The organism is Oceaniferula flava, from assembly GCF_016811075.1.
GTDB lineage: Bacteria > Verrucomicrobiota > Verrucomicrobiia > Verrucomicrobiales > Akkermansiaceae > Oceaniferula > Oceaniferula flava.
Map to the genome: position 1 here is coordinate 233047 of NZ_JAFBGL010000002.1, position 15049 is coordinate 248095.

12 protein-coding genes are annotated in these 15049 nt (G+C 57.8%); 8 read left to right on the forward strand and 4 right to left on the reverse strand.

Annotation, left to right across the window (positions count from 1 at the left end; translation table 11 throughout):
- Positions 1-38: 38 nt before the first annotated feature.
- Together truB and JO972_RS04070 are read right to left on the reverse strand one after the other, a co-directional pair.
- A complete protein-coding gene (truB, locus tag JO972_RS04065; protein WP_309488721.1) occupies positions 39-773 on the reverse strand; it encodes a tRNA pseudouridine(55) synthase TruB in 735 nt (244 codons plus the stop codon).
- Positions 773-1750, reverse strand: coding sequence for a DHH family phosphoesterase (locus tag JO972_RS04070; RefSeq protein WP_309488722.1), 978 nt, complete (start codon positions 1748-1750; stop codon positions 773-775). The genes truB and JO972_RS04070 overlap by 1 nt, the downstream gene beginning before the upstream one ends.
- A gap of 121 nt (positions 1751-1871) precedes the next feature.
- On the opposite strand from JO972_RS04070, the gene cdaA reads away from it, so the two are divergent.
- The 7 genes from cdaA to mnmE all read left to right on the forward strand — a co-directional run bounded on the left by cdaA (position 1872) and on the right by mnmE (position 8722).
- Positions 1872-2711: a diadenylate cyclase CdaA gene (gene cdaA, locus JO972_RS04075; RefSeq protein ID WP_309488723.1), complete on the forward strand. Its 840-nt coding sequence runs from the start codon at positions 1872-1874 to the stop codon at positions 2709-2711.
- Positions 2712-2809: 98 nt separating this feature from the next.
- The gene (bioD, locus tag JO972_RS04080; protein ID WP_309488724.1) at positions 2810-3451 is read left to right on the forward strand and encodes a dethiobiotin synthase; all 642 of its coding nucleotides are present in this window, start codon (positions 2810-2812) and stop codon (positions 3449-3451) included.
- A gap of 74 nt (positions 3452-3525) precedes the next feature.
- A complete protein-coding gene (locus JO972_RS04085; protein WP_309488725.1) occupies positions 3526-3999 on the forward strand; it encodes a GNAT family N-acetyltransferase in 474 nt (157 codons plus the stop codon).
- Between the two features lie 38 nt (positions 4000-4037).
- A complete protein-coding gene (locus JO972_RS04090) occupies positions 4038-4709 on the forward strand; it encodes a ubiquinone/menaquinone biosynthesis methyltransferase (RefSeq protein WP_309488726.1) in 672 nt (223 codons plus the stop codon).
- A gap of 41 nt (positions 4710-4750) precedes the next feature.
- A complete protein-coding gene (gene hisC / locus JO972_RS04095; RefSeq protein WP_309488727.1) occupies positions 4751-5857 on the forward strand; it encodes a histidinol-phosphate transaminase in 1107 nt (368 codons plus the stop codon).
- Between the two features lie 207 nt (positions 5858-6064).
- On the forward strand, positions 6065-7369 hold the full coding sequence (locus JO972_RS04100; protein ID WP_309488728.1) for a hypothetical protein: 1305 nt from the start codon (positions 6065-6067) through the stop codon (positions 7367-7369).
- 9 nt (positions 7370-7378) lie between these two features.
- Positions 7379-8722: a tRNA uridine-5-carboxymethylaminomethyl(34) synthesis GTPase MnmE gene (gene mnmE / locus JO972_RS04105; protein ID WP_309488729.1), complete on the forward strand. Its 1344-nt coding sequence runs from the start codon at positions 7379-7381 to the stop codon at positions 8720-8722.
- 36 nt (positions 8723-8758) lie between these two features.
- Here the strand turns inward: mnmE and JO972_RS04110 are convergent, their stop codons facing one another.
- Together JO972_RS04110 and JO972_RS04115 are read right to left on the reverse strand one after the other, a co-directional pair.
- Positions 8759-10624, reverse strand: a complete 1866-nt coding sequence (locus tag JO972_RS04110) for a SulP family inorganic anion transporter (RefSeq protein ID WP_309488730.1) — start codon at positions 10622-10624, stop codon at positions 8759-8761.
- Between the two features lie 6 nt (positions 10625-10630).
- The gene (locus JO972_RS04115) at positions 10631-11722 is read right to left on the reverse strand and encodes an LptF/LptG family permease (protein WP_309488731.1); all 1092 of its coding nucleotides are present in this window, start codon (positions 11720-11722) and stop codon (positions 10631-10633) included.
- 268 nt (positions 11723-11990) lie between these two features.
- Between JO972_RS04115 and JO972_RS04120 the strand changes: the two genes are divergently transcribed.
- A complete protein-coding gene (locus JO972_RS04120) occupies positions 11991-14996 on the forward strand; it encodes a LamG domain-containing protein (RefSeq protein ID WP_309488732.1) in 3006 nt (1001 codons plus the stop codon).
- Positions 14997-15049 lie beyond the last annotated feature (53 nt).

Genomic DNA, 15049 nt, shown 5'->3' on the forward strand with positions numbered 1-15049 from the left:
ATTCAGTTAGAATTATTCTGTATTCAGTTCGAGTGGTGCTAGGCACCTCTCATGAGGGAAATTTCGGCGAGGGAAATGAGGGAGTTTTTGATGTCTTCGGCGGTGGCTGTTTTCAGGTCGGCGGCAGTCATGGCGCGGTCGACGGTGAACTTGCCGGAGCGGGTGCGGCGGAGTGCGGAGAGGTGGGCGCCGCAACCGAGGTCCTGGCCGATGTCGTGGGCGTAAGTGCGGACGTAGAAGCCTTTTGAGCAGTTCACTTTGAAATCGACTTCCGGCACGGCGGTGCGAGTGATTTCGTAGTCGGTGACGTAAACCGCGCGGGCCTTGCGTTCCACCTCGATGCCTTTGCGGGCGAGTTTGTAGAGGGGCACGCCGTTCTTTTTAATCGCGGAGACCATGGGGGGCGTCTGCTCGAAGGGGCCGACGTATTTTTTGAAGGCGGCGTCGATTTCCTCGTCCGTGAAAGGTGGCACTTCCTTCTCTTCGACAATGTCGCTTTCCTTGTCCTGGGAGCCGGTGGTGATGCCCAGAGTCATGGTGCCGGTGTATTCCTTGTCCTCGGACATCAGCAGGTCCTGAATCTTCGTGGCCTTGCCGATGACTAACATCAGCAGTCCGGTGGCCATGGGGTCGAGGGTGCCGCAGTGGCCGATTTTTTTAAACTTGAGCTGTCGGCGACAGATCGCGACGGCATCGTGCGAGGTCATGTCAGGCTCCTTGTCGATGAGCAAGACACCGCAAGGCGCATCGGTGATGAGTGGATTCTGGGACATTAGGAAATAGCGTTGGAAATCGCAGCGAGCACTTTTTCGCGGGCGTCGCTGATGGGGCCGGCCATGCGGATGCCGGCGGCGCGGGCGTGACCGCCGCCACCAAAGAGCTGGGCGGTCTCACAGGCGTTGAAGGTATCGTCTTTCGCGCGCAGCGATACGCGGATCTTACCGTCTTCGAGCTCCTCGAAGAAGGCAGCGGCAACGACTCCATCGATACCGCGAATCAGATCGATCTGGTCCTCGGAGTCCTCTGGTTTGAGATTGTATTCTTCCTTCACCGAGTAAGGCAGCTCCCAGTGGGCGACCTTGCCGTCGTTTTCTAACTGCAGGGTGTTCAGCAGTGAACGCAGCAGTTCGATTTTGCGGTAAGGGTTGCTGTCGTAAATCTGGGCGTTGATGGTGCCGACGTCGAGACCGCGGCGGACCAGGTCGGCCGCCATTTCGTAGGTGGCTGCGGTGGTGTTGGAATATTGGAACGAGCCGGTGTCGGTGGAAACGGCGACGTAGATGGCATCGCGGGTGGCATCCGGCAGCGGCATGTCGGCGCTCTTGATCAGTTGGTAGAGAATCTGGCCGGTGGCAGGCGAAGTGGAGTCGATGTGATTTAGATCGCCGTAGGCCGGGTTGGAAATATGGTGATCGATGTTGATCCAGAGCTTGGCTTTGGAAGCGGCGTGCAGGGCATTCTCGCCGAGGCGTGGTTTGGTGGCGCAGTCGAGAGCGATGCAGACCTGGACATCGAGCGGTTCTGCCGGCGGTGTTTGGATGCGTTGGCTTTCCGCCATGAAGCTCAAGTTGTCAGGCAGGCCGTCCTCATTGATGTAGTGCACGGTTTTACCCATGGCCTCGAGGGCGTGGCCGAGTGCGAGCTGGGAGCCGATGGCATCGCCGTCGGGGCGAATGTGGCTGAGGAGGATGAAGGAGTCGTGGGCGCGGATGGCCTCGGTGATTTCGGCGTAGGTGGAATTTTCACTCATGGGCGTGGAACGGGTCGAACGTTGCGGAGTGGAGGCATAAACTCTGGCAAGCGATGGCGCAAGGGTTTTAGAAGTATTGGGTTTCCTGTTTCAGGGTTTGTGGTTATGTTCTTTCCCGCAAGTGGAATTTCTCAGTGAAAATTGGACGGCAGGTGTGGAGATTTTGATCCTGTGGATTGGACTCTACCAGATCTACCGTGTCTTCAGAAAAACACGCGGGGCAAGGATTCTTCTGGGCTTGGCGCTGTTGCTGATGGTGCTGTCTTCGGTTTCGCTATTGTTAGATCTGAAGGTGATCTGGTGGTTGCTCTACAAGGTGCTGGCGCTGATGGCCTTTGGTTTGATCGTGATTTTCCAACCTGAGCTGAGAAATGCCTTGGCGCGGCTGGGGAGTAGTCGCTTGTTTTCCTTTTCCCAAACCCAGCGGCACGAGTTCCTCGACACCTTTGCGGATGCGGTCGGGCAGCTGTCGAAGAAACGCATCGGAGCGCTTTTTGCCTTCGAGCGGGCGATCTCGCTGAAGGATCATTTGGAGACCGGCGTGGAGCTTGACGCGGTCTTTTCCCCGGAGTTCGCACTGACTGTCTTTCACCCGAAAACGGCGCTACACGATGGCGGCATGATCATCGCCCAGAACCGGGTGGCGGGGGCTGGCTGTGTTTTCCCCGTGAGCTCGCGTGAGCTGGCCGACCGGAGCACCGGGCTGCGTCACCGCGCGGCCATTGGCTTAACCGAGGAGACCGACTGTGTGGCGGTGGTGGTCAGTGAGGAAACCGGCCAAATTTCCATCTGTGTCGATGGCAAGCTGGACCGCGGCCTCACCGAAGAGGAATTCCGCGAGGCGATGGAATCTATATTTTTACCCAAGGAGCAAAACAATGATGAAGAAGATGTTGAAGAAACACTGGCCGGCGAAGCTGATGACGCTGATCGTCGCGGTGATGATTTGGTTCCTGATTAACTACATTGTTAAAAACGAGAACCAAACGTTCAATCAGCCGGGGCTCAAGAGTGAGCTCTCGGAGTAGTTGGGTATGATTTCGTGACGAAAGGATTATTTTGAAAGGACTATTTATAACCGGAACGGACACCGGGGCGGGCAAAACCTATGTGAGCTCGTTGATTATCGAAGCGCTGCGTGCCGAAGGGCACAAGGCAGTGGGTTACAAACCGATCTGCTGCGGCGGACGCGAAGATGCCTACGCACTGAAACAAGCATCGGGCGACGAAGTGGATCTGGAGCGGGTGAACCCGTGCTGGATGCGCACTCCCGCGGCTCCCTATGTGGCAGGGATGTTTGAAAACCGGGAGTTGGAAATTCCCTCACTGGTGCAGGGCTGCCACGATCTGGCGAGCGATCATGAACTGGTCATCGCCGAGGGCGTGGGCGGCTGGATGGTTCCGATTTCCAAGGAATACATGGTCGCCGACCTCGCACGCGACATCGGTTTGCCGGTCGTCCTGGTGGTGGGTAACAAGCTGGGCGCACTGAACCAGACGCTGCTCACGGTGCAGGCCATGCGTGCGGCAGGCATCGAGCCGGCCGGTATGGTCTTTAACAACTTGGTCGACGAACTCGATACGGCGGCGATCACCAACAAAGGCATAGCCGAGGACCTCACGGGAGTCGAAGTTCTGATGGACGTGATCCACGGTCAGGAAAGCGTGGAAGCGTGGCCGTTCGAAGACTTAATCGGCTGAGTCGACCGTTCACCTTTGCTGCGGCCGGGGCGGACGGGCTAGACATTGCCGAGGGCTTGATATATCAGGAAGCTATGATTGACATGTTAGTGAGGCTCTATGAGCTGCCGGACTCCTGCCCGGTCTACGATCGGGTGGAGCAGCAGGGGATTATCCTCCGTCGGGCGCGAGCCTACGAGCGACACATCGTCGCCGCCTGGGCCGGTGAGCACTTTTCCCCGAAGTGGGAGAGCGAAGTGAAGGTCGCCTTTTCGCGTCAGCCGGTGACTTGCTACATCGCAACCAAGGACAAGGAGATCCTCGGTTTTGCCTGCTATGAAACCACCGCGAAGGGCTTCTATGGTCCGACCGGCGTGAACGAAGCTGCTCGCGGCACGGGGATCGGAAAAGCACTGTTGTTCATGGCCATGGAAGGGCTCAAGGATCTGGGATACGTCTATGGCATGATCGGCGGCGTTGGTCCGCGCGAATTCTATGAAAAAGCCATCGGTGCCGTCGAGATCCCCGGAAGTGACCCCGGCATCTACCGCGACATCCTCCCCGGATAGTTAGGCTTTCGAAAACAAGATTCTTAGAACATTCAATCATGCAGGACCCTACCTACGTCAAAAAAGCATTCAGCCGCATTGCCGATCGCTATGTGGTGACCAATCACGTGCTCAGCCTGGGCACGGATATTCTCTGGCGGAAAAAAGTCGGGGGCATGGTGGCCGATTGGAAACCGAGCCGTATCCTCGACGTCGCCACCGGCACCGGTGATTTAGCTCTGGAACTGCAGCGTCGATGCCCGGATGCCCAGGTGACGGGATCTGATTTCTGCCCTGAAATGCTCGCCCATGCTGCGGAAGACGGGGTGAGGGAAACCATCGTGGCCGATGCCATGAACATGCCCTTCGAGGATGATTCTTATGACGTGCTCACCGTGGCCTTTGGTCTTAGGAACATGGCGAGCTGGCCGGATGCACTGACGGAAATGCGTCGCGTGCTCAAGCCGGGTGGCCATCTCCTGGTGCTCGACTTCTCGCTGCCGACCGGAGTGATGCGTGGACCGTATCGCTTTTACCTGAACAAGGTGCTGCCGAAAATTGCCGGGCTGATGACCGGTGAGGGGGACGCCTACGAATACCTCGCAGGGACCATTGAACAATTCCCCAGCGGCAAGGACATGTGTGAGCTTATCGAGTCGACAGGTTTCACCGATGCCCAAGCCGACCCCTTGACCTTTGGGGTGGCGAGTATCTACACGGCCACGGCGTGATTAGCATTGCGGAATACACGGCGGCTGCCTAGTTTCGCGGCATGTCGATTCAGAAATTCGCCAATCAATTTGTCTGCGATCTCGTTGCTTACGAGCCAGGGAAACCTATCGAGGAAACCGCACGGGAGCTTGGCCTGGAGCCAGATTCCATCGTGAAGTTGGCATCGAATGAAAACTCACTGGGGCCTGCTCCGTCAGCCATTGCGGCGATGGAAAAGGAGGCTTCGGGGGTGCACATTTACCCGGACGGAGGTGGCTACAAGCTGCGCACCGCCCTGGCGGAAAAATACGACTTGGGTCTGGAAAATGTGGTGCTCGGCAATGGTTCGAACGAAATCATTGAGCTGCTTTGCCACTGTTTCCTGAATCCGAATGCCGAGCTGATCGCCGCGGAGCACGCCTTTGTGGTCTATAAGCTGATGGCGACCCTGTTCGGTGCCAAGTATGTGGAGGTGACGGATCCGGACTTCATCCACGACGTCGACGGCATGGCGGATGCGATCACGGAGAACACCCGATTGGTATTCATCGCCAATCCTAACAATCCAACCGGAACCCTGGTCGGTCAGGAGGCGCTCGATCGCTTTATGGATCGCTTGCCGGACCACGTGGTCGCTGTATTTGACGAAGCCTATTTTGAATTTCTCGAAGACGCACCGGACACGCTGAAGTATGTCCGCGAGGGGAAAAACGTCTGTGTCCTGCGCACCTTCTCGAAGGCGTATGGCCTGGCCGGTCTGCGGATTGGTTACGGATTGGCAGCGCCCCAGGTGGCATCGATTCTGCAGAAAGCCCGTCAGCCATTCAATGCCAACTCGATGGCACAGGTTGCGGCTCTGGCGGCGATGGCCGACGAAGAACACGTGAAAAACACGCTGGATATGAACAATGCCGGTCTGCGTTTTTATGAACAGGCATTCAGCGAGCGCGGACTCGAATACGTGCCCAGCGTCGCCAACTTCATCCTGGTGAAGGTGGGTGACGGTGATGCGCTGTTCCAGAACATGCTGAAAAAAGGCGTCATTGTCCGTGCCATGAGCGGCTACAAGCTTCCGGAATGGGTGCGGATTTCGGTGGGCACCGAAGCCGAGAACCAGCGCTGCATCGAGGTTCTTGACGAGGTGCTGCCAGCGATTGCATCGGTATGATCTCTTCAGCTCTAACAACTCAAGGATGGGCGGTTGACAGCAGGGCCTCAGCCTTTATGTTCATTGGGCTATCAACCATTCTTTAGTATGTCCGGCGGTCCCCAACCATCCCAAATGAGCTTTACTTGTCAGTTCTGTCAAAAGGTTATTTACATCCCCGTCGGCTTACCCCCGACGGTGGCGCCCTGTCCGCATTGTGGCAAAACGGTGACATCGCCAGATCAAAAGTTAGGAAAAGCACCCGCTAAGCCTGAGCCACAGCCAGCGGCACTCGCACCCGCTACTCCGACTCCTGCTGACACAGCCGTTCCACCAGCTGCAAAAGCGACTCCTCCAGGTCTCGCCGAAGACCGGCCGATGCAGTTCAAGTCCACCGAGTCGGTACGCAACTCACCGGCATCGCCTGCTCCTGAAGCTGCCGCCTCCGCAGCTCCAATACCACTCAATCCAGCTCTAGAAGCTCTAGAATCTCAACCCGCGGCTGCACCTGCCGAAAGGACACCGGCAAGACCAGCGAAGAAGAAAAGTAATCTCATCCCCGTTCTCACAGCAATCACTGTGCTGGTCGCGGCTGGCGTGGTCACACTGTGGCTGGCTGGAAAGTGGAAACCATCAGCAAGTGGTGGCGCTCCCAACGGTGGCATGAGTTCGATGAGTATGCCGAGTGCCGAGGATGAATGGCTCCAGCGTGGCTGGAAAAAAGAGGCAGCTGAGGTGCTCGGAAAGTTCATGGCGGCGAAGACGCCCGAGGAGCGGATGCAGTATGTCATCCCTAACGAACATGTGCTCGAGCAGCTCAAGGCGAATTTCCCTGCCGGGTATGAGGAGAGCGAAACGCCGCTCTCGGCCTTCAGCTTCAGCGATGCCAATCTGGCAGACCGCCGACGTGGCATTTTCCTGATGCAGTATCGTCGTCCGGCCCAGATCGATATCCGCGAATACTTCGCCCCGATCGGCGACGTGGAAACGGTGATGGGGCAGAAAGACGTGACCTTGATCGAGATGGCGCACCGCATCGATGAAGACAACCTTTCCCAGCCAGTGAGCATCAATGCCTTTTTCAAACAGACGGACGAGGGGCTGAAGCTTGATGCCTCCGTGTTCATTCAGGGCAAGTTCCGCACCTTCCGCGAGTTCACCGAGTATCCTGCGCCCGGTGAGAGCAAGATTTTCCGCGTCGTGGTGAACGAGGTGGTCAGCCACGCGTTGCGTAACGACAAGACACACCGGAGTTACAAACTTTCCGACTACGCCTACCCGCAAGATTTTGTGAACTTGCCGGTGGAGGTGGACTCCGAGGTGGGTGAAATTCTCTCCGTGATCAATTGGCGCGGAACCAGCCGATTGGTGCCACCGCGCACCGCCACCGTGGAGCTGGCGTGGTCCGACACCAAACCCTCCGTGCTGGAACTGAAGCGAGTGCTGTGCTGGGAGTTTCTCGGAGTGGGTGGGGAGTTGGGAAATACCACACCGCCCGCCGATCGTAGCTCAAGTGCTGCGGAAACTCAGTAAGTTAAAAACATGGAAGCCACCATCGCCGCCATCGCCACCGCCCCGGGAATGGGTGCCGTGGGATTGATCCGAGTCAGCGGACCTGAAACCTTCAGTCGTGTCAGTCAATGCCTGTTAGGGCAGAAGGACTGCGCCGCTTTCGCCGAACGCAAAGCTGTGCTCACCAAGGTGACCGAAGCCAGTGGTGAAGTCATTGATGAGGTGTTGATCACCTGTTTCCACGGACCGCGCAGCTACACCGGTGAAGACACTGCTGAGCTGGCCTGCCACGGTGGTGTGCTGGTGATGCGCCGTGTTTTGCAGCGACTTTTTGAAAGCGGCATTCTTCCTGCGGGTGCCGGTGAGTTCAGTAAACGCGCCTTTCTGAATGGCAAGATGGACCTCACTCAGGCGGAGGCCGTGATGGATTTGATCTCGGCTCAGACTGATCTGGCTATGCGCGCCGCGCATGAGCAGCTGCAGGGGAAACTCGGCAACCAGGCGGAGCTGATCCGCCAGGAGGTGCTGGGCATCGCCGCGCACGTCGAAGCCTATATTGATTTTCCCGAGGAGGATATCGATACCGATACGGGGGCCGCGCTGTCGAAGCGTCTGCAATCCGTGGCCAGCCAAATTTCCAAACTACTGCACACCGCCGAGCAGGGAAGGATCCTTCGCGAAGGAGTGCGCACCGTGATCTACGGCTCGCCCAATGCCGGGAAATCCAGTCTTCTGAATGAGCTGTTAGGGTTCGAGCGAGCCATTGTGAGCGACATCGAAGGCACCACGCGGGATACCGTGGAGGAGGTGATCAACCTGCAAGGGATCCCGGTGCGCTTGATCGATACGGCGGGGATGCGCGAGACGGCGGATGTGATCGAGCAGCAGGGCGTTTCCCGCACCCAGGCGCAGGTGAAGACCGCAGATTTGGTCCTGGAAGTGGTCGATGGCAGTCAGCCGCGTAACCACCTTCTGACGGAACAGGATATTGAAGGTCGTCACCATCTGCTGGTGGTGAACAAATCGGATCTCGAGCTGCATGCTGATTGGCAAGACGCAGGAGGTGTCCGTATTTCCTGCACCCGAGGCGACGGACTGGACGCACTGATCGCCAAGATCACAGAAGAACTATCGATGGGTGCTGCCGAGTGGGGTGGCCATGCGGTGGCGATCAATGCTCGCCATCAAGCCTGCCTGAAACGAGCCAAAGCCGCACTCGAAGCTGCCGAGCAGACACTGCTCACCGGTGCCGGTGCGGAGTTCATTTCGGTCGACCTGCGCGAGGCGATGGAAGCGATCGGTGAGATCGCGGGTAGGATCGATACCGAGGAATTGTTGGGCGAGATTTTCAGCAGCTTTTGCATCGGGAAATAGCCGACGCACCGACGCGGTCCACCGCTGTCACAGCGACTACTTTCCTTCCTTTTCCTTATTCGGATCGAAGAAGATTTTAATGTCCGCATCCTTGGTGCCGATCAGCTGCTGGGCGCGGATCAGGGCGTCGCGGGTGGAGATGTTCGGGTTGCCGCGGAAATACATGAAGAGGTTGGTCTCACCTTCCTCGCGGATGCACCCTTGTTGTAAGGTTTGCAACACGCCTGACTTTTTCAGCACCTCGTAGACTTCGCGAGTGGCGCCGGAGACCAGCACGTGCACCCCTTTCTTGCGGGTGTCTTTGATCAGCTCGTCCAGAGCGAGCACGCTGGTGGCATCGAGGTGGCGCGCATTTTTCAGTCGGAGAATGATGCACTTTAAGTTGTCGTCGGCAATCGTGCGTTGGATCTGAGTGAGAAACAGGTCGGCCGCACCGAAGAACAGATCGCCCTCGACGTGCACGATGGAGATTGCCGGGATCTGGCGTTTGTTTTTGGCATCCAGCTCCTGCAGGCTGCCTTCGTCATTGATCTCATATTCCACCAGATGGGGTTTCGATGCCTTGCGCAGGAAAAGCGTGATGGAGAGGCCGACGCCGATGAAGATGGCGTAGTCGAGGCGGGTCAGCAAGGTGGCGGCGAAGGTGGTGATGATCACCAGGGCATCGTCCGGAGTCGAGCGCAGACAGATTCGGATGTTCTTCCATTTGAAGAGTGAGATGGCAATGCCGATGACCAGCGCGGCGAGTGACGTCTTGGGGATGTTTTCCACCACCGGTAGCTTCACCATGACGTAAAAGCCGGCGAGGCAGAGGAGACCGCAGAAGATCGAGGCGAAGCGCGACTTGGCCTGTGATTCGTAGTTCAGCGCTGAGCGTGTCAGTGAGCCGGACGAAGGCATCGCTGCCAAAAATGAGGTGGCGATGTTCGACATACCCACCGAGAGCATGTCTTGGTTCACATCGGTGCGATCGCCGGACCGGCTGGCAAGCGATTTGGCCATCACCGAGTTTTCCAGTGAGGCGAGGAAGGCGACTGCGAAGGCGACGGCCATCAGGGTGGAAATATCCTCCATATTGATATCCGGCATGCGCAGCACCAGATGATCGAGGTGGAGCGGGGTGAAGGTGCTGATGTTTTCGAACCCGGCGACGTATTGCTTCAAGGCCCAGCCGGTGACGGCGGAAACGGCGAGCGAGATGGCGAAGTTGGGTAAGGTGGAGAATTTCTTCTGCAGCGCCAGGTAGAGCGTCAGGGTAAGCCCGCCGAGGAGCATCGGCTGCCATTGGTAGCTGTCCCAGAGGGCACCAATTTTTTCAATGATGGCAAAGAAGGTGCTCGCGCTTGCGCCCTGGCTCATCGGCTCGGCAATGCCCAAGACATGCTTCAGCTGGTTGGTGAGAATCAGCAAGGCGGCCCCGGTGATGTAGCCTACCAGAACACTGCGGCTGACGTATTGCAGGAGATCGGCGACCTTGAACACCGCTCCAATGACCGAGAGTACACCGACCATGAGCACCAGCAGCGGCATGTATTCCACCGGGGCTTTCCCTAGGGTGCCGGAGGCCGCGGCAAAAAAGCTGAACACCATGAAGGCGGTGGAATTGGTGGGTCCCAGGATGGTGAAGCGTGAACTGGCGAAAAAGGGAGCCACGATCGCACAGATGGCCGAGCTGAGGATGCCGTAGTGGATCGGCAGTTCGGCAATGGCGGCGTAGGCCATCCCCTGGGGCAGGGCGAGCAAGGCAGTATTCAGAGCTGCCTTGGCATCGTAGGAAAACTTCTTCCGGTTGTAGCGCTTGATCGGTCCGCGGATCGGGAACAGATCGAGTCCATTGCCGGATAGAATCCGTTGGGCCCCATGGAGCGTGTTTCTTAAAACGGCTTTGAGGTGGCGCTTCATCGGGAGTTATTTCCTGCGGGCTTTGAAAAACAACCAGGTGCCCAGAGCCAGGCAAAGAACGTTGGGCAGCCAGTAGAGGAAGAGTGCGGTGGAGCCGCTTTTGTCCTGAAACTGTTCTGCGGCAGCGAAGAACAGGAAGTAGCCGAGGGCGACGACGATGCTGATGGCCAGCCCTGTGGAGGTCTCGCGGCGACGGGCATTGATTCCCAGTGGAACACCGACCAGACAGAGCGCCAGGCAGGCGAGCGAGAAGGCGTAGCGGCGGTGGATCTCGTTGGCCAGCTTGTAGCGTTTTTTCCCTTCCAGCTCAGGTTCGTCATGGAGCAGTTGGTGGATTTCCTCATTGGTCATGGTGCTGGCCTTGCGGGACTTTTTGCGCTCGGCCGAGAAATCAAACAACAAGGGTTCCTGCTCGCCGATGAAGATCAGCTCGCGGTCGTTTTTCTCGTTGCGAGTCTCGATGTAGGCATCGGTGAGGTGGAGGCGCAGCTGCTTGGTCTCCTTGATGATCTTGAGCTTGGCCTCACGGGCGTAGATGCTTTTGGTGGGGTAGCCGGTGTTTTCATCCCCCTGAAGTTCGTACATGTGCAGGCCGTAAAGAATATTGCCCTCGCGGCTTTCGACGAAGATTTTCTGATTCTTGAAACGTGTCTGAACGACGCCCGGGTCCAACAGCGCGTTAGGGTTCTCCTTGACCGCCTCGTAGAGCACAAACTTGATGGTGTCCTTGGCCTTGGGGGCCATGCTGATGTTGAGCCAGAGGCAGAGCACCGAGAGCAGGGCGCCAAGCACAAAGACCGGCATGGCGATGCGGAACAAGCCCACGCCTGCCATGCGCATGCTGACCAGCTCGTTTTCCGCGGACAAACGACCGAACACCAGCAGCACTGCGACCAGAAAGCCCCAGGGGATGGTGTAGATTAGCGAGAATGGAATGACGCTGAGCACAAAGCTGCCGATGGTCAGCAGCGAGGCATTGCTCTCCACCATCAGCGGTCTAAGTTCCTTAAACAGATTGCCTAAAACCAGAAGCACACAGAGCATCGCGACGCCGAACAGGGTGGCAGAGATAATCTGCTTCCCAATGTAGCGATCCATGAGGCGTAACATGCATGTCATCTTGCCGCTGGATTGGGAAACTGTCGAGTATGGAGTCCTTGCAAAATGTCTCAGACGCCAATCCCCAACATCTCTGCGGAGCCTGAGCGCGACGGTGAGCATGTCTCTGTGCCGACTTGCACGAATGAGGTCAGTGGTGGATGCTGGGAAGGCTGCCATTTCTGAAAAACAGTCACCGTTTTCCCAGTATGCACTTCTCTGCTGCTTCACGTTCGGTGAGCGCACTAACAACCTCCTAATCAAATCGATGTCCCACCCCACTTGGATCGCCACCATGATGTCCGGCGCAGCTGCCTTGCTCGGCTGCCTCAGCAGTCACGCCGCCATCAGCCCGGAACAACTCAACCCGCAAGATTACACCTTCGGCTACTGGGCCAATGGCATGCGCAAACACGCCGATGATCGCTCACGCGATGTGCTCTGCATCGAAACCGGTCACTTTGGGTTGGCTCTGGATCTTGCCCAACTCGATCGTCCCCGCTTCGCTACATTCCGCGATGGTCTGGATTATGCGGGAGCACTGGCGGCAGACCAGGAGCGGATGAGATCGCTCGACCCGGCGTCGCTGGAAATTGAAGTGGAAAAAGATGGCAAGGTCTACCGTGCTGTCAGCAGCCAAGCCGCCGACCCGATTGTGAAAAAGCGGCTGAGCCTGGTGCGCATGTGGGAGTCCGCGCGCTATGTGCAGCATTACGATTTGCAGCAGTTGGTGCTGAGGAACCCAGACGGCGAGCAGCTCTCGGCCGATGCCAAGCTATCCCTGGTCGCCTGGCCGGACTCAGTTAGTTTTACCGCGGAAATCGCCCCCGCAGTTTCGTATCAGGATGGTCCTGCCCTCGGGGTTCAGCACAACGGGCACGCAGTGATCGGGCAGCCGTTGGTGATTCCCCACCAGCCGGAGCTCGAGCATGAAACGTTCACCGTGGAGAGCTGGGTGATGTTTCCGAAGGAGCACTTTGGACATCAGCGTGGTTGGATTCTGTGCAAGAACCGTAACGAGATCACCGAGGGGAACTTCGGTTTCAGCGTGGCCGGTGGGCAGCTGAGCGCGACGATGAACATCGGCGGCAGGGGACGAGAAAATCGGTTTGTGCTACGCAGCGATCGCCACAGCCTGCTGCCCGCCAAGTGGCATCACATTGCCATGAGTTATGACGGTGCCACCTTTTCACTCTACGTGGATGGCAAGTTGAAGGGCAGTCAGAAGGTGGGCAGAAAGCGGGTGTTAGGAAAGGGCGACTTGAGTATTGGCAAGCGCGCGGATGGGCATGGAGGCGTCACCCCGGTGGTGATCGATCAGCTGCGCATTTGGAACCGGGCGCTTTCGAAACAACAGATCGACCAGCACGCGCGCCATGCCACCGAGCTTAAAACCCGCCAAGGGCTGAGCTACGAGAACAGCTTTGATCATGGCGCCAAGGTGGTGCCCCCGACTTGGACGAACACCAAGGTGAGACTGCGTTTTGCCGGAAAACACCAGCAATGGCAGACCTCACAGACGTTTCGCGAAGCGTGGTCGGTGGATCAGGCGCACAAGGTGACGCTGGAGTGTCCGCTGAAGACGAAGAAAGGCAGTGCTGCCGAGTTATCCGTGGCCATGAAGCTGAATCAATTGCCTCCCGTGAAATACGAGCCGCAGTTCGGTTGTTATGTCGCACGGGTGCATCGACCTAAGCGAGCCTTCAAAATCGGCTACACCGATATCCGTGACTACGATGACATTGAGATCACAGTGCGTTCTAACAAAAAAGAGTGCATCCCCTTCCTGCTCGAAATGATCAACCCCGGCAACGTCACCGGCGTGTGCCCGATCTTGTGCGATGAGCATGGCGTGCCCACAGGGATCCCCGTCCAGCTCAGCAAAAACTGGCACGAGCGTGAGATGGGATCGTATTTGCGGAGCTATGCCCTGCTGCCGGTGAGTGCTGGCACTACACGATATCGCTTGAAGTTCGTCTACGGATTTTACGGCACCCTGCCGTCGGCCAGTCATGCGCAGCTGTCATTGATCGGCTACGGTGGTCATGGTCGCTGGGACCAGTTGGCTATCGGTTGTTGGGGCGAGACCTACTGCATGGATATGGACATGAGCCTGGTGGATGTCACCGTGACCGATGTGCGCATGCTGATGGCCCGTGCAGGGAAAGAGGGGAAGAAGTGGGGTTGGACGGACGCAGGATGGGGGGGCGATTGGTTGGGGCTCCGCGACGACCAAGATCGGAAGCTCCTCTTCAATGGTCTGAAGACCGCCTACCTCGCCCACGGCCCCTGTCTCAGCGAAGTTCGCTACGATGGATTCTATGGTGCGGGGGAAGACGTGGACCTCAAGGCCACGGTGAGAACGCTGCGCACCGATGACTATGCCCGCACCTTCACCACGCTGCGCTATGGCATTGAAAAGTCGCTGCCGGCGGAAGGTTGGCTCTTCAAGATGGGGCGGACACCGCACTACGTCACTCCAAAGATCGCCTACGGCAATGCAGCGGGCTTGATCAAAGAGCACCAGCCGCCAAAGGGGCTGAAGGAGGGGGCTGATTATCTCGCATCGACAACCCTGACTGGCGAAGGTCCGTGGTGGGTGGCGTTTCCAGGAGCCTACTCGGCCAATGCTCAGGGGAAGGCGACGGGCTACCGCGCCTTGGTGATTCGGTCTTATCAAGTGCGTGCAGGTGGAAAGACGTATCGTCAGCCGACGCTCCGTTTTTCGGCCTTCCGCAGTGCGGGCGATGGTCGACCGAACCTCGACTGCATGCTGGTGGCTCCCGAAGGCGTTGAAACATTCACCCGGGGCGACTCGGTGGAGCTGGAGGTCGAATGGATCACCTTGCCCCGCGTGGCAGACGATTATTACGGGCCGAACACGGCATTCCGTCAGCACCTCGAGGAGCATCCGTCCTCGTGGAAAACTATCCACCGCGAAGCGCGTGGCAATGATCTGCAGGTCGAGGTGAGCGGGGGCACATTACGCCAAGCCTATCCGATCTTGGTTCGGGCGGAGAGCGATGCTGTTAGTGTGCGGATACAAGGCGGCGTGGGCTATGTGCCGATCCGTTTTGAAGGGCTGAAACATGCCACCGGCTACCAGCTCTACCAAGTGATCGACGGCCAAGAGGTTCGACTCGATCAAGCGGTGCACGGCAACGATTTCTGGCAGACCGACTACCACGCCGAGTCGCAGACTTACCAGCGGACCTACAACCTCCCTCTGGACGGGCTGAAGCAATCGCAGTGGCTGCTTCGTCGCAGCCGTTGAGGGCGAATGCGACGACGTTGGCTCATCGGCAGGAGTTAACTCGACCTCCCGAG

Excerpts from the sequence above, each read along its gene's own strand:
- JO972_RS04090 (WP_309488726.1), top strand. The coding sequence starts at position 4,038 with ATGCAGGACCCTACCTACGTCAAAAAAGCATTCAGCCGCATTGCCGAT.
- hisC (WP_309488727.1), top strand. The coding sequence starts at position 4,751 with ATGTCGATTCAGAAATTCGCCAATCAATTTGTCTGCGATCTCGTTGCT.
- truB (WP_309488721.1), bottom strand. The coding sequence starts at position 773 with ATGTCCCAGAATCCACTCATCACCGATGCGCCTTGCGGTGTCTTGCTC.
- mnmE (WP_309488729.1), top strand. The coding sequence starts at position 7,379 with ATGGAAGCCACCATCGCCGCCATCGCCACCGCCCCGGGAATGGGTGCC.
- JO972_RS04115 (WP_309488731.1), bottom strand. The coding sequence starts at position 11,722 with ATGGATCGCTACATTGGGAAGCAGATTATCTCTGCCACCCTGTTCGGC.
- JO972_RS04120 (WP_309488732.1), top strand. The coding sequence starts at position 11,991 with ATGTCCCACCCCACTTGGATCGCCACCATGATGTCCGGCGCAGCTGCC.
- JO972_RS04070 (WP_309488722.1), bottom strand. The coding sequence starts at position 1,750 with ATGAGTGAAAATTCCACCTACGCCGAAATCACCGAGGCCATCCGCGCC.
- JO972_RS04110 (WP_309488730.1), bottom strand. The coding sequence starts at position 10,624 with ATGAAGCGCCACCTCAAAGCCGTTTTAAGAAACACGCTCCATGGGGCC.
- JO972_RS04085 (WP_309488725.1), top strand. The coding sequence starts at position 3,526 with ATGATTGACATGTTAGTGAGGCTCTATGAGCTGCCGGACTCCTGCCCG.